This is a genomic window from Flexilinea flocculi (assembly GCF_001192795.1).
Lineage (GTDB): Bacteria > Chloroflexota > Anaerolineae > Anaerolineales > Anaerolineaceae > Flexilinea > Flexilinea flocculi.
Genome location: NZ_DF968179.1, coordinates 126,271 through 139,994 on the forward strand (window position 1 = coordinate 126,271; position 13,724 = coordinate 139,994).

9 protein-coding genes are annotated in these 13,724 nt (G+C 41.0%); 2 read left to right on the forward strand and 7 right to left on the reverse strand.

The annotated features are described in order from the left end of the window. Window positions 1-66: 66 nt before the first annotated feature. The 7 genes from prmA to ATC1_RS00540 form a co-directional block, all read right to left on the reverse strand. Entirely contained in the window at window positions 67-996 is a 930-nt protein-coding gene (gene prmA, locus ATC1_RS00510; RefSeq protein ID WP_062276992.1) for a 50S ribosomal protein L11 methyltransferase, read from the reverse strand. After that, a complete protein-coding gene (gene dnaJ, locus ATC1_RS00515; RefSeq protein WP_062276995.1) occupies window positions 989-2,131 on the reverse strand; it encodes a molecular chaperone DnaJ in 1,143 nt (380 codons plus the stop codon). The genes prmA and dnaJ overlap by 8 nt, the downstream gene beginning before the upstream one ends. A 335-nt stretch (window positions 2,132-2,466) precedes the next feature. Continuing rightward, a complete protein-coding gene (dnaK, locus tag ATC1_RS00520; RefSeq protein WP_062276997.1) occupies window positions 2,467-4,386 on the reverse strand; it encodes a molecular chaperone DnaK in 1,920 nt (639 codons plus the stop codon). Window positions 4,387-4,394: 8 nt separating this feature from the next. Continuing rightward, entirely contained in the window at window positions 4,395-5,021 is a 627-nt protein-coding gene (locus ATC1_RS00525) for a nucleotide exchange factor GrpE (RefSeq protein WP_062277000.1), read from the reverse strand. Window positions 5,022-5,073: 52 nt separating this feature from the next. Next, a complete protein-coding gene (gene hrcA / locus ATC1_RS00530; protein ID WP_062277004.1) occupies window positions 5,074-6,123 on the reverse strand; it encodes a heat-inducible transcriptional repressor HrcA in 1,050 nt (349 codons plus the stop codon). A 259-nt stretch (window positions 6,124-6,382) separates the two neighbouring features. Further along, the gene (locus ATC1_RS00535) at window positions 6,383-7,678 is read right to left on the reverse strand and encodes a nucleotide sugar dehydrogenase (protein WP_062277007.1); all 1,296 of its coding nucleotides are present in this window, start codon (window positions 7,676-7,678) and stop codon (window positions 6,383-6,385) included. A 321-nt stretch (window positions 7,679-7,999) separates the two neighbouring features. Continuing rightward, a complete protein-coding gene (locus ATC1_RS00540; RefSeq protein WP_062277009.1) occupies window positions 8,000-9,283 on the reverse strand; it encodes an alkaline phosphatase family protein in 1,284 nt (427 codons plus the stop codon). Window positions 9,284-9,806: 523 nt separating this feature from the next. Between ATC1_RS00540 and ATC1_RS00545 the strand changes: the two genes are divergently transcribed. Together ATC1_RS00545 and ATC1_RS00550 are read left to right on the forward strand one after the other, a co-directional pair. After that, on the forward strand, window positions 9,807-11,990 hold the full coding sequence (locus ATC1_RS00545; protein WP_152024184.1) for a glycosyltransferase family protein: 2,184 nt from the start codon (window positions 9,807-9,809) through the stop codon (window positions 11,988-11,990). Between the two features lie 84 nt (window positions 11,991-12,074). Continuing rightward, a complete protein-coding gene (locus ATC1_RS00550; protein ID WP_062277014.1) occupies window positions 12,075-13,712 on the forward strand; it encodes a glycosyltransferase family protein in 1,638 nt (545 codons plus the stop codon). Window positions 13,713-13,724 lie beyond the last annotated feature (12 nt).

Sequence of the window (13,724 nt, forward strand, 5' to 3'; positions counted from 1 at the left end):
TCGTCAGCAATTTAAAATATGGATTAACTTTTCGAATAAAGAAACCAAATATTTTATTCGAATGTTTTAGATCAATAAATCCGGTTTGCGGAAAGCTAAAGCTACCCAATCATTGATGTGGCGCTGTTCAATAAATTGCAGCCCGCAACTTTCTGCGACTTTTCGCACTTTTTCTTCCTGTTCATCCAGAATTCCGCTTAAAAGAATGACGCCGCCCGGTGTTATCAGGTCAGCCATTCCGCCATCAAAGAGGCGGATGATGATGGGTGCTAAAATATTCGCCAGAACAATCGGCGCTTGTTGAATCGAATACTCGCCAGCTCGAATTTCCGCCACAGATCCTTTATGAAGTTCCATCCGATCTAAAACGCCATTTCTTTCAGCATTTTCAGAGCTGCTTTGCATCGATTCATCGTCAATATCGACTGCCAACGCCCGATCCGCTCCGAGTAGCAGTGCCCCAATGGATAGAATTCCAGATCCGCAGCCAATATCAATGACGTGCTTTCCTGGAATCGTATAATCTTCGACCATTGCAAGACATAGTTGTGTGGTAGGATGTGTGCCGGTTCCAAAAGCCATGCTCGGATCGATTTTTACCGCGATGCGACCAGGATTTTCATTCGGAATCCAGGCTGGCAGAATCAACAATTTCTTACCGATTAGTATCGGCTTGTAGAATTTTTTCCAGGATGCCATCCAATCTTCATCCTGTATATATTTAAATTCCGGTTCAGGAACCGAAGTGATTTGTCCCAGATGCCATAGGCCTTCCTGAATGCGCTGGCGTTTTTCTTCCATTTCCTGATTTACCGGCAAATATCCGAAGACTTTGCACGGACCGAACGGTGTGCCGACATCTTCGGCATCATTATATTCAATTCCACGTTCGACAACAACGCCATTTTCCGCATATCTGGATAAAACTTCTGCAACAGATTCAGCGATCTCGTCATCGACGATTACACAAATTTCAAGCCAGGATGGTTTATCCATTAATTGCCTCTTTGATGCGATCCCAAAAACTCTTATCCTGTGGTGTTACCTCAGTGCCCAATGTTGTAGATAATTGCTCGAGCAGATCCCGCTGTTCTGCGGTCAACGAGGTGGGTACTACGACATTGAGAATTATCTTTTGATCACCGCGGCCGTTTCCGCGCAAATAAGGAACTCCTTTGCCCCTTAGCGTGAATACTTTTCCAGGCTGCGTTCCGGCAGGTATCTTGAGCTTCTCAGTTCCGTCAATCGTCGGAACAGTAATATCATCGCCGAGAGATGCTTGGGCAATGTTGATGTTTAAATCCAGTTGAATATCAAAATCATGTCGACGGAAGTATTTGTGCGGGTTCACCCGTACATCTACATATAAATCACCGTTGGGTCCATTGTTTTCTCCAGGTTGGCCTTCACCGGAAAGACGGATGCGAGTTCCGGTATCGACACCAGCAGGAACTGTTACCACTTTTTTCACGGTTTTCCGCTCCAAACCGCGGCCATGGCACTGCGTACAGGGTGTAGCAATGGTTTCTCCTTTACCACCACAGGTCGGACAGGCCGAAACCTGAACCATAGATCCAAACATGGTTTGACGATTGGTTTTTATCTCTCCGGTACCATTACAGGAAGAACATCGCTGGGGATTGGTTCCGGGTTCTGCACCGGTTCCATGACATCTGGTGCATTTCTCATCTCTTGAAAACAAGATTTCCTTGTCGGCTCCGAAGCAGGCTTCTTCGAACTGCAATGTAACGGTTGTCTGCAGATCAGCTCCTCGACGCGGGGAATTCCGTTGATGCGATCGAGATCCTCCGAATCCACCAAAGCCGCTGAAACCACCAAAACCGAATAAATCGCCCAAAATATCCGACAGATCGACAGCGGAATAATCAAAACCATTACCCATCCCGCTGACACCTGCTTTTCCGTAGCGATCGTACGCAGCCCTTTTATCCGGATCCGAAAGAACTTGATAGGCTTCGTTAATTTCTTTAAATTTTTCTTCTGCGTCTGGTTCTTTGTTGATATCCGGGTGATATTTTCTTGCCAGATTGCGGAATGCATTTTTCAATTGATCCGCATCTGCGTTCTTATTCACTCCAAGAATCTCATAATAATCGCGTTCTGATGCCATTAATTTTCGCTGCCACCTGTCTTATAAAATGAAAAAATTGAAAAAATTATCGGACGTTTCAGAAAACATTTTTTGGAAAATTTGTCGCTAAAATCGCTCAAAACGTTTGTTATTTCTTTTCAACTTTTAATAATAACTCACTGTATCAGGTACTATTACCGTAATTCGAAATAAGGATTGACTTTTTGAATAAAGAAAGAAAATTTGTTGTTCTTACAATTTTGCGCTTTGCGCAAAACCGTAAGAACAACAATGGGTTCTTTTCAGATTTCGAATCACATGTACTATTATAAAAGAGCCTGATACAGTGATTGAAATATCAAATCTTTGTTTTATTACATGCTGCGGAATTCACCATCCACAACATCGTCATTGCCGCCGCCTGGATTCTGAGAATTCCCGGAATCTCCGGAAGCTCCAGATGCTCCTGTTGTGTTCGGTCCAGCGCCTGGCTGCTGTTGGTACATTGAACTGCCCAACTGTTGCAGCAATGTATTCAACTCCTCTGTCTTGGCTTTCATGCCTTCAAAATCAGTTCCATTCAACATGCCTTTTAACTCATTTGCTTTCGCTTCGACATTGGATTTAATATCAGCCGGAATTTTGTCACCATAATCGGCGACCATCTTCTCAACGGTGTAGACAGCATTATCCGCATTATTGCGAATTTCAATGCCTTCCTTCCGTTTACGGTCTTCTTCAGCATGAGCCTCAGCTTCTTTTTTCATTTTTTCAACTTCTTTGTCTGAGAGGCCTGATGAAGCAGTGATCGTGATGTTTTGGCTGCGATTGGTTGCTTTATCTACAGCTGTGACTTTCAGAATACCATTTGCGTCAATATCAAACGTCACTTCAATCTGCGGCACACCGCGCCGAGCTGGCGGAATTCCATCCAGGATGAACTTACCCAGGCTCTTGTTGTCAGCAGCCATCGGACGTTCGCCTTGCAGAACATGAATCTCAACGGATGTCTGAGAATCTGCCGCAGTGGAGTAAATTTGGCTTTTCTTCGCCGGAATGGTTGTATTTCGTTCAATCATCGGCGTGGCTACTCCGCCCATGGTTTCGACGGATAATGTCAGCGGGGTAACATCGAGCAAAAGAATATCGTTGACTTCACCGCCTAACACGCCGGCCTGAATGGCTGCACCGACTGCGACGACTTCGTCTGGATTTACACTTTTATTGGGCTCTTTGCCGAATTCGCGGCGAACAGCTTCCTGAACGGCAGGCATACGGGTCATACCGCCGACCAACACAACTTCATTTATATCACTGGTCTTCAAGCCCGCATCCCGAAGTGCGTTACGTACCGGTTCCAAACTGCGTGAGATCAGATCCGATGTTAATTGTTCGATTTTTGCTCTTGTCAATGTCAACACCAGATGTTTCGGCCCGGTTGCATCAGCCGTGATATATGGCAGGTTAATCTCAGTCTGCATGGTTGTTGACAGTTCAATTTTTGCTTTTTCAGCGGCTTCTTTCAATCGCTGCAATGCCTGGCGATCCTGACGCAAATCCATTTGATTGCTTTTCTTGAATTCATCAATCAGATAATCCATGATACGCTGATCAAAATCATCACCGCCCAGGAATGTATCACCGGATGTCGAACGAACCTGAAATACGCCGTCACCAACGTCCAAAATCGAGATATCAAATGTACCGCCGCCCAGGTCATAGACAGCAATCAATTCGTTCGCTTTCTTATCCAAACCGTAAGCCAGAGAGGACGCGGTCGGTTCATTAATGATGCGCAGCACTTCAAGACCTGCAATCTTTCCAGCATCTTTGGTAGCATTTCGCTGGCTATCATTAAAATACGCAGGTACGGTAATCACTGCTTGAGTAATTTTTTCTCCTAAATAAGCTTCCGCGTCGGCTTTTAACTTTGCGAGAATCATGGCAGATATTTCCGGAGCAGAGTATTCTTTTCCGTCCAGAATAACACGAACGTCGCCATTCGGGGCTTTTGTAACCTTATAGGGTACGCGGCTGATTGTGCGCTGAACTTCCGGATCATCAAATTTGCGGCCCATAAAACGTTTAATCGAGAAAATTGTGTTTTCAGGATTGGTGATTGCCTGATTGCGTGCGACACGCCCAACCAGTCGTTCATGATTCTTATTTACCGCAACAACCGATGGACAAGTTCGTTCGCCTTCGGCAGTTGGAATCACAGTCGGTTCACCGCCAACCATGACAGACATTGCAGAGTTTGTAGTACCTAAATCAATACCAAGAATTTTTCCCATTTTGTCTCCTATTGAGCTACGCGGACCAACGCGGGGCGGATCACACGGTCTCCTAATTTATATCCACTTTGAATAACTTCAATAATTTTTCCTGATTCAACATCACTATGTTCTTCATACGATATAGCCTGATGCAGATTCGGATCAAATTCATTACCTTCGCATTCCATTTTTTCCAAACCTTCATTTTCAAAAATAGAATGAAGCTTCCTGGCAATCAGTTCAATCCCCTCAACCCAGGAATTATCTTCAGGGTGATTTTGCGGTTTATTGCGGATTGCCAAATCCAAATCATCCATTATCACCAGGTATTTTTTTAATAATTCAGCCTTATAATTTTGACCGTTTTGCGTTTGTTCCCGTTCGATTCGTTTTTTGTAATTTATAAAATCTGCCCGTTCTCTTTGCCAGGATTCCAGATTTTCCTGTTCCTTTTTCCTTGCTTTTTCGAGATTGTTCTTCAACTCATCAACTTCAGATTTGGTTAATAGCAGCACTTCTTCGCTGCCGTTTTCGGTTTCCGGTTGATTCTCCTGATCCTTTCCCGAATTTACTGGCTCAACATTTTCTTGATGATCCGATTTCTTTTCTTTTTTTGGTTCTTTATCGTCGATCCCTTTTTCTTTTTTTGCCATAGCCTTTCACCTTATTGTGTATTTTTAATACATCCCGAGTTCATCATTTTTTCTATTCTGCCAAAGCATCAGAAACCAGATCACTGAGCAGTCCGGCAACAAACCGGACGGTCGGGATATTTCTGCTGTACGGCATTCTCATCGGTCCTAACACTCCGATTGTGCCTGTCACGATTCCTGGCATCCCATATCTGGCAAGCACGAGTGAACAATTGCGGAAATTCTCCAATGTTCCTTCTCCGCCAATCAAGACTTGAATACCGCCAATTTTTTGTTCCAATGTTGTCCGCGAAAGAAAGCTCTGCAGCGCGGGTTTTTCTTCCAGAATTTTTAATGCTCTCCTGGCATCTTCGGATTCTGCAAATTCAGGTTCTGCAAGAACATTACTGAGTCCATCTGTAAAGACTTCTCCTGCTTGCATTGCGTCTGTTTCATACATCGCGTTTAGAACATTTTTCAGGATCGTATCAATCATGTCCGATTTGTTTTGATCTTTCGAAATTTCGCCATGAATCTGTTCTGTGGTCAAACCCTTATATTTGAAATTAATGGCATTCGAAATCGCAATCAATTGCTCTTGTGTGATCTGTTCTTCCACATTAAAGAATCGCTGCTGCATCTGGCCACCTATTAATACGAGGACCATTAAAACTTGTTTTCCAGCGATGGATACCAATGCCAGATGTTTTAACTTAGTTCGCTGTGGCAGTGGAGCAGAGACAAGAGAAACGGCATGTGATAAAGACGCCAATATCGATGCGGACAACTTCATCCAGCCATCGATTCCCTGTTCCTGTTGTGTCTGATAAAACTGATGTTCTATCATTCTGCGCGTTGCTTCAGAAAGTTCCTGTGTTCGCATGAGAACTCCCACAAAGTAACGATAACCCAATTCGGTAGGTATTCTTCCTGCAGAGGTATGCGGTTGACGCAGGAAATTCATTTCAGTGAGCAAGGCAAGTTCATTCCGGACGGTAGCCGGACTCATTTCAAGCTGAAACTGGTTAACCAGATTTTTTGACCCGACAGGTTGAGCTGTTCGGGTGTATTCATGGATCACCAGACTCAGAATAAATTTTTGCCTTTCACTTAAATTTTCCATTTTTCCTCGTGTTAGCACTCTCGTTATCAGAGTGCTAAAATCTTTCATAATATTACCACGCCAAAAAAAAGAGGTCAAGTTTTCCAGAAGTTTTCTTACAAAACATTAACAAAATGAAAAGCAGAAAAAATTGCGTCTGAATTTGAAATAAAGCACCATTTCATAAAAACCGGAGGATAAATTTTCATGGATAAAAAAAACAAGGCGATCGAATTACTGAATGAAATTCAATCGCCTTGCCGATGTTTTTTTATAAATTTTATAAACGCCAGAAGAGAGATCCGGATGGGAGCAATTGGGGATTGATTGTATTTTTGGTGTCGACAATCACCGGATGGGATGCCATCCTGGTAATTCCCTGAACAGGATCGAATGCTTCATATAATCTGTTGAGAATCAATAACGCATCTGCATCCTGGACTGCTTCTTTATAGGATTCAACTTTAAAAGAATAATGACTGCTGACATTGCAGTCATAGGCAGCAACAGTAGCTCCGGATTCTATCAGTTTCATGCAAATCTCAACTGCGGGACTCAGCCGATCGTCCGGCGAAAAATCTTTCATTGCCAGACCAACAACTGCAATTTTACAGTGACTCAGTTCCTTACCGATTTGGCGAAGCAAGTCACTAGTTTTTTCACAGATCCATTGAGGAAGTTGGTCGTTTTGTTTTCTTGCCAACGCTAATAAAGGGAGCCGTAAACCCAATTCCTGCGCTCTGGCGTTCAGGTAGTGAAACGCGTTGGGAATACAGTAGCCGCCGACACCGGGACCCGGATTCAGGATATTGACGCGCTTATGTGTGTTAGCCAATTGAATCACTTCAAAAATATTCAAACCTGCAGCTTCCGAAAAACGAGCAAATTCTTGAGCAATCGCGATATTGGCATCACGCTGTAAGTTTTCAAGTACCTTGGAAGTTTCAACAGCGGTTGGCGAATCCGAAATAATAATTTCCGCTTTGGAGTTAATCTGAATAATTTCCGCTGCTTTTAGCTGACTGGTTTTATCTAAAGCGCCAATTAAGGTTGGCATCGTTTCAAATTCTTCAAATGCTTTTCCTTCCGCAATTCTTTCAGGAACATATGCGAGAAAAATATCCTCTCCGGTTTTGAATCCCGAAATTTTTTCCAGCAAGGATTTACAGCGATTTTCTGTAGTCCCCGGCACAACGGTGCTGCGGATCAGCACCAGACTTCCTTTAGTGATGTTTTCTGCGATCGTCTGACAGGCAGCATCAAAATAATCATAAAAAGGGAGACCGTCATGAACCGGTATGCCTACTGTGAGGATAATAGTGTCAGCCTGTTGTACCGCCGAAGCGCCATCCGAAGTAATGCGATAGGACCCATTTTCCAATTGTTCTTTTAATACACTCTGAATATTTAAGCCCTGATATTTTTCTGTCTGATGCGTTTTGCCTTGAGCAAGATTGCTGCACAGGTTTGAATCACTATCAACTCCAATCACGTTGCAGCCATGAATTGCGAAACTCAGTGACAAAGGCAGTCCGACATATCCCTGGCCAAATATGGTTATGGTTTTCTTCATCATAAAAGCGTTATGACCTTATTATTCAAATTTTTTGAATTCTATCATGCAAGATGGGCAAGCGGAAATTTAAGTTATCAGGAATCATCAATTTGAACTATGAGAGGATTCTTTGTTTTTGTAATGATTTTCTCGATCGATTCGAATAGCAAGTCTATTTTTCGAATTACTGTATCAGGAATCATCAACTTGGAATTTGAACCTGTTTCATGGATAGAGAGAAAAAAATTATCCCGTAAAATCTAAAACACAGATCCGAAATACGCATACTGTTACCTTTCAGTATGCATTACAAAAAAATCGGGATATTTTTTATATTCAGGTTTAAGATAACCCAATGCCAGTGAACGGAACCAGCATCTCTTCTCTGGAAACACCCCCATGCCGTGCATGCAGTTTGTCGGGGCGATTTGGCCACCAGAAATATGCGTCTTTTTGAGCGATGGCAATCAATTCTCCGACACGATTATTCAGGTCCGGATGCAGATGATCTTCTCCAAAGATTCCCTCCTGGATCATGTCCCGTGAAGAGACAAAGCGAAAATCATTCGGCCATTTTTCTTCCACAAAACGAATAATGTCCTTTTCTTTTCCGCTTTTGGGGTAAAAGTAGGTAAAACGGTTTTCTCCGCAAGGCAAGATGGTCAGCTCATCAAGAAATCGAGGATATTTTTTCAGATCGCGATGGGGATCCGGAACATTCTTGATTTGACCATGATCAGCAGTGATCAGGATCAACGTATCTCCCAGGTTCATTTTTGACAGGTGCTGATACGTTTTTTCCAATCCATAGAAAAATTGATCCAGGTCAAAATATACGCGTTCGTTATCAATTCCCATGAGATGACCGTAAGTATCGATATCATTCCAGTAAATCGTCTCATAGGTCCTGCTTCCTTTGTCTCTTTCCAGATTTTCTTTCAGATTCGCCCATAAATCACCGAATCGTCGGTAAGGGATGACGGCGGATCCGGTCATTTGAGCTTTCGTCAAATTGGAGGCTGAAAGCATGGATGGCATGTAGGAGCGTGATATCACTTGATTTTCTGAGAGGATTTGTCCCAGTGTCTGTGACGGGAACATGTTTTCCGGCGGAATTCCAGCCTCAGCAATCAACCCGCTTTTTCCCGACAGCGCAATCGGAGAATATGGCAGATAGTTTACAACCATGCCCAGTTCTTTCAGCCACATTTCGTACCCGACAAGGCCATGACTTCCAGGGGCGCAGCCGGTCCAAATGGATGTCAGTGCTGCTACCGTTGTACTGGGTATGACACTCGTGAGAGCGGAGGCTATTGCCTGTTCCTGGATTCGTTGTATCCAGGGATTCTCTTTTAATCGATCATAGACGGTTTCAGTTTGTAGTAATCCCAGCCCATCGATGACAATTAAAATGACGTGCCGGAAATGCAATCCGAATTCTTGTTCCAGCGCAATTCCAGGGAGCATCTCTCCGGTATCTGAATCCAGCCAATGGCAGATGCTGGAGGGAATGTTTGCTATTGAAAATCCGTCAAATACCGGGCGAATCGAATTTTCTCCAAAATTCAGACTGTTTTTCGATCGCAATTCGATTTGATCAATCACCTTTTCAATTAGATTCTTCATGTATTAATTCTCCCAATAGCATTGATTTTACTGGATAAATGCGTTTTGAAAGGCTGTCCAACAGTAATTCTCCCCATATTTCGAATCGCTGGCTGTCCAAGATTTCAAATAGCTGAAGAGGCTTCTTATATATGACAAAAAATGCCGGGCGGATGATGGAAAAATATTGCGATTATAATAAAAAAATCTAGCAATTTGAAATAAGGAGATTCTTTTCGATTAGCGAGAGAAAATATGTTGTTGTGGAGTTTTTGCGCGAAGCGCAAAAACTCCACAACAACAATTATTTTTTCCCATACTTCGAATCGCTGAAAAAAACCGCAGAAATGCAGTGATTATTGAGGATCAGGTTTAAAACAAAAGTATTCTGCCATTCATTGAGGGTTTATTTGGCGGTCTGAACAATTATGGAATCTTCAAGAAGTGGCACAATCATGTAAAAAATCTGTAATGATTGAAACGATTTTTAAAAATCATGTAGCCCGGAGCATATTACATTTCCATGAACAGCAGGCAGCATCAAATGAAAATGAGAGAGAAGCTGATTAGCCTCATTGTTCTAATCGGGATCTTGTCCTTGCTTTTGTATTCAGTCAATCAGGATGTTTTTGAATATGATGATGTTTTTCTGATCGGAAGAAATTTCTTGAAGAATACAGATGCAAAGGGAGATTATTTTCTATCCCCAAGCATGACATTAAAACCGGGCTTGTATGATATCGTGATCAAAGGCAGCACAGATGGTGATTTCAACTCAATTTTGATTTCTGTGGACAATGTAATTCTTCAAAGAATAGAATTTCCAAAAGAAACGACAGAATTAAAAATCCAGTATACCGTTGAGAAACCTTCTGAAACAATCAGGATCGGAAGTTATTTTGATCAATCTTCCGATAATTTTGCGATCGATGAAATTTCCATCCATTCAAGCAATGTCATTTACAAGAATTCGGTTTTATTTCATATTGTGATCAGCCTGTTTTGGGTAGTGACAATTGTTTTTCTGGGATTTAGATTTATTTTTCCGACCTCCTATGAACGTTTGATCGGACACCGTTTCTCATCTGCAACAAAACAAGCGTTCTGGATAATTTTGTTATTGACATTATTTATCAGTATCCCACTTTATAGTTCGGATTATATAAAGGGTGATGATTCAACCTTTCATATGTCCCGCATTGAAGGCATCAAAACGAGCCTGTCTTACGGATACTTCCCGACAAGAATCCATTTGTTTACTGTTTTTGATTATGGATATGGGTCTGGCTTATTTTATCCGGATATTTTCTTATATTTTCCCGCAATTTTGAGATTGCTTGGGTTTGATTTTGTTCTGACCTATAAAATTTTCATTTTCCTGTTGAATTTTCTGGCAATTGGGAGCGCTTATCTGGCTGCCAAAAATATCATGAATTCCCATGATGCAGGGATTGCTGCTGCAATTCTTTATGCTTTTGCTGCTTATCGGATCATCGATTTTTATAACCGGGGTGCTGTGGGGGAAGCATTGGCATTTGTTTTCATTCCATGGATAATCTGGGGATTTTATGAAATATTTGATGGGAAACCTCATCATTGGCCGATTTTGGCTGTTGGGTTTATTGGTATAACCTGTTCTCATGTTATCACTTTGGCGATGGCTGGTTTTCTTTCCTTGTTATTTTTGATAGGATCCTTCCGGAAAATTTTGGAAAACAAAGAAATTTTTTTATCGATTATTAAAGCTTTTGCAGTTACCATTTGTGTGACAGCTTTTTTTCTGCTGCCTCTTTTCGAACAACTGATTGAAAACAGTACCGGTTTGGTTTATACTGACAAAAATCCGATGCAAGGCGGTTTACCTTTCAGAACGATTTTTACCGCTTATGCGGATTGGTATGCTCCAGCTAAACCATCTGTTGGATACCCGCTTTTGATTGTCTCGATTTTCCCATTGATTTTCTACAAAAATCAGTCCGAAATCAAAAGAACCTTAAATGTGCTGGTTCTGTTTGGAATATTATCGGTATTGATGACTACAAAACTATTCCCATGGGATAAATTTGTCGGGATCAATCAAATTATTCAGTTTCCCTGGCGTTTTTTGACGATTGCAACACCTTTATTCGTAATCGCCGGCGGTGGATATATCAGCATCATTCCTCCGATTAAATCAAAATCTCTGGTGTTGATGATGTTGGTGATGGCTTGTTCCTTATATACGATTCCGGCATTTTCTGCGATTCTGCAAAGTAACAGAATCAATGTCCGAGGATATCACCTGGAACAAAACCGTGTCGGGAATGGAGAATACCTGCCAAATGGAGCGGATATCAGTTTTATTGAGCACAATAAGAATCAGGTATTGTCCTCCGATCCGACATTTATCAATCACGAATTTGACAGAAAAGGTCTCGAGTTTTCTTTCCGTTTTTCGGTTTCAGACGATTCTGTCATTTTCGAAATACCCCTCCTGTTCTACAAAGGATATCAGGCATTTGTAACGGATACCTCTGGAAAGACGCAAAAATTGACGGTTAACCCGGGAAAACATGGATTTACATCGGTCAGGGTGGACGAGATACGGGAAGGAAGTATTAAAATATTTTATGCCGGGACAGCGATTCAGAAAATCAGTGATGGAATCACCTCGATTTCAATCCTGCTAATTCTATTTATGTTATTCTATAAAAAACACGCAAAAAGGACAATGCGGATACCTCGGTAAAAACCGGAATCTCTCTTTGGACCTTGTAATTTCTTTAAATAACGAACTTTTTCGATCTGAAATGAATGGGAAAGGGATCATCTTTTGTCGATAAAACTGCTCAATAATAAAATCGTTTTTTACATACTGGTTGTTTTCTTTGCGGCCGTTGCTGTTGTTGTCCGTGTGCACGATTTTGGCAGCTATCCGGCAGATATTAACTGTGACGAATCAATGTCCGCAGTAGAAGCCATGGCGCTTGTCGATAACGGGACCGATCATCTTGGTACTTCTTATCCAGTTTATTTTGAAGCCTGGGGACGTGCTCAACAAAATGCATTATATCCATATCTTATTGCTGTTCTTGTTAAATTCTTGGGTATTAATACTGTAATAGTCCGGTTGCCGATGCTAATTTTTAGCTTATTGGGCATCGCATTGTTAACACTCATATCCGGATTTGTTTATTCAAAAAATTTTTCATTAATTGTTCTGGCATTAACAGCAATAAATCCTTGGCATATCATGCAAAGTCGATGGGGTTTGGAAAGTAATATATTCCCCCATTTTTTATTGCTTGGTTTGTTTTTTCTCCTTTATTCACTAAAATCCAGAAAAAGTGTATTTTTATATATCTCAATTATTTTCTATGGATTATCTTTATATGGATATGGTGTTGCTTATGCGTATATACCCTTTTTATTACTTTCGATATTTGTTATTCTGTTTTTTACTGAGATATTTCGATCTTTTACCTTATTGATTGCTACATTCCTATTTTTTTTGGTGTCATGGCCAATATTGTTGATGATTCCAATCAATTATTTTAAATTACCAACTTTTGCATTTGGGCCCATAACAATGCAATTGTTTGAAAAGACTACCCGTCTAAGCGATTTTGTCTTTTTATCAAAAGATATTAATGATCAATTCTTTAATAATGTTCGTTATCTCTGGAATATCATTATGCTGCAAAAGATGGATGTCTGGTGGAATCAGCTTCCTGCCATTGGAACGATGTATAAGATTTCATTACCGTTTTCAGTCATTGGAATTGTAAAAATTGCACAATTGGCAATGAATAAAAATGAAGAAGGAGAGACGAATTATCGAAAGATTTGCAGCGCCATTTTATTAATCAATTTAGCCGCATCGTTATTCACTGGTCTCATCATTAACAACGTTAATGTAACCAGAATGAATCATATTTATTATCCGTTAATTCTGGTAACCGCTTATGGAATTTATTGGGTATTTTCAAAGAATCATTATTTCGGGATATTCATTTCTTTGAGTTACGGAGTCTATTTTAGTTTCTTTTGCTATCGCTATTTTTACAGCGAAGACCGGACGTTTATTAACTATACGTACGATCAGGGACTGGAAAAGACTTTACAGCAGGCAAATTCTTATCAGAAAGAACTATGTATTTCCACACATCAATATCGTAATGATTTTAAGATCACAGAGATCAATACGCTTTACTTATTAAAACTCCCGTATTCATATTATTCCGGAGAAATGAATGAGGATGAACTGAAATCTTCGAGTTATGGTTTGCCCTATCAAGAAAAGTTTCATTATTTTTCCGAACTGGAAGCTGCTATTAAAACATACGACGATCAATGTGTTTATGTAGTAAATATCCGTGACAGAGAAGTCTTTGATAAAAACCGGTTTATAATAAAAAACGAAGGGTATTTTAGCGTAGCAGTCCCAAATTCCTGGATACCGGTAGAATAAAAAAGTTGCCAA

Bases quoted from the DNA above. Each gene is read 5' to 3' on its own strand.
- dnaK (WP_062276997.1), bottom strand. From the start codon at position 4,386: ATGGGAAAAATTCTTGGTATTGATTTAGGTACTACAAACTCTGCAATG.
- ATC1_RS00535 (WP_062277007.1), bottom strand. From the start codon at position 7,678: ATGATGAAGAAAACCATAACCATATTTGGCCAGGGATATGTCGGACTG.
- ATC1_RS00525 (WP_062277000.1), bottom strand. From the start codon at position 5,021: ATGGCAAAAAAAGAAAAAGGGATCGACGATAAAGAACCAAAAAAAGAA.
- ATC1_RS00545 (WP_152024184.1), top strand. From the start codon at position 9,807: ATGAAAATGAGAGAGAAGCTGATTAGCCTCATTGTTCTAATCGGGATC.
- hrcA (WP_062277004.1), bottom strand. From the start codon at position 6,123: ATGGAAAATTTAAGTGAAAGGCAAAAATTTATTCTGAGTCTGGTGATC.
- dnaJ (WP_062276995.1), bottom strand. From the start codon at position 2,131: ATGGCATCAGAACGCGATTATTATGAGATTCTTGGAGTGAATAAGAAC.
- prmA (WP_062276992.1), bottom strand. From the start codon at position 996: ATGGATAAACCATCCTGGCTTGAAATTTGTGTAATCGTCGATGACGAG.
- ATC1_RS00540 (WP_062277009.1), bottom strand. From the start codon at position 9,283: ATGAAGAATCTAATTGAAAAGGTGATTGATCAAATCGAATTGCGATCG.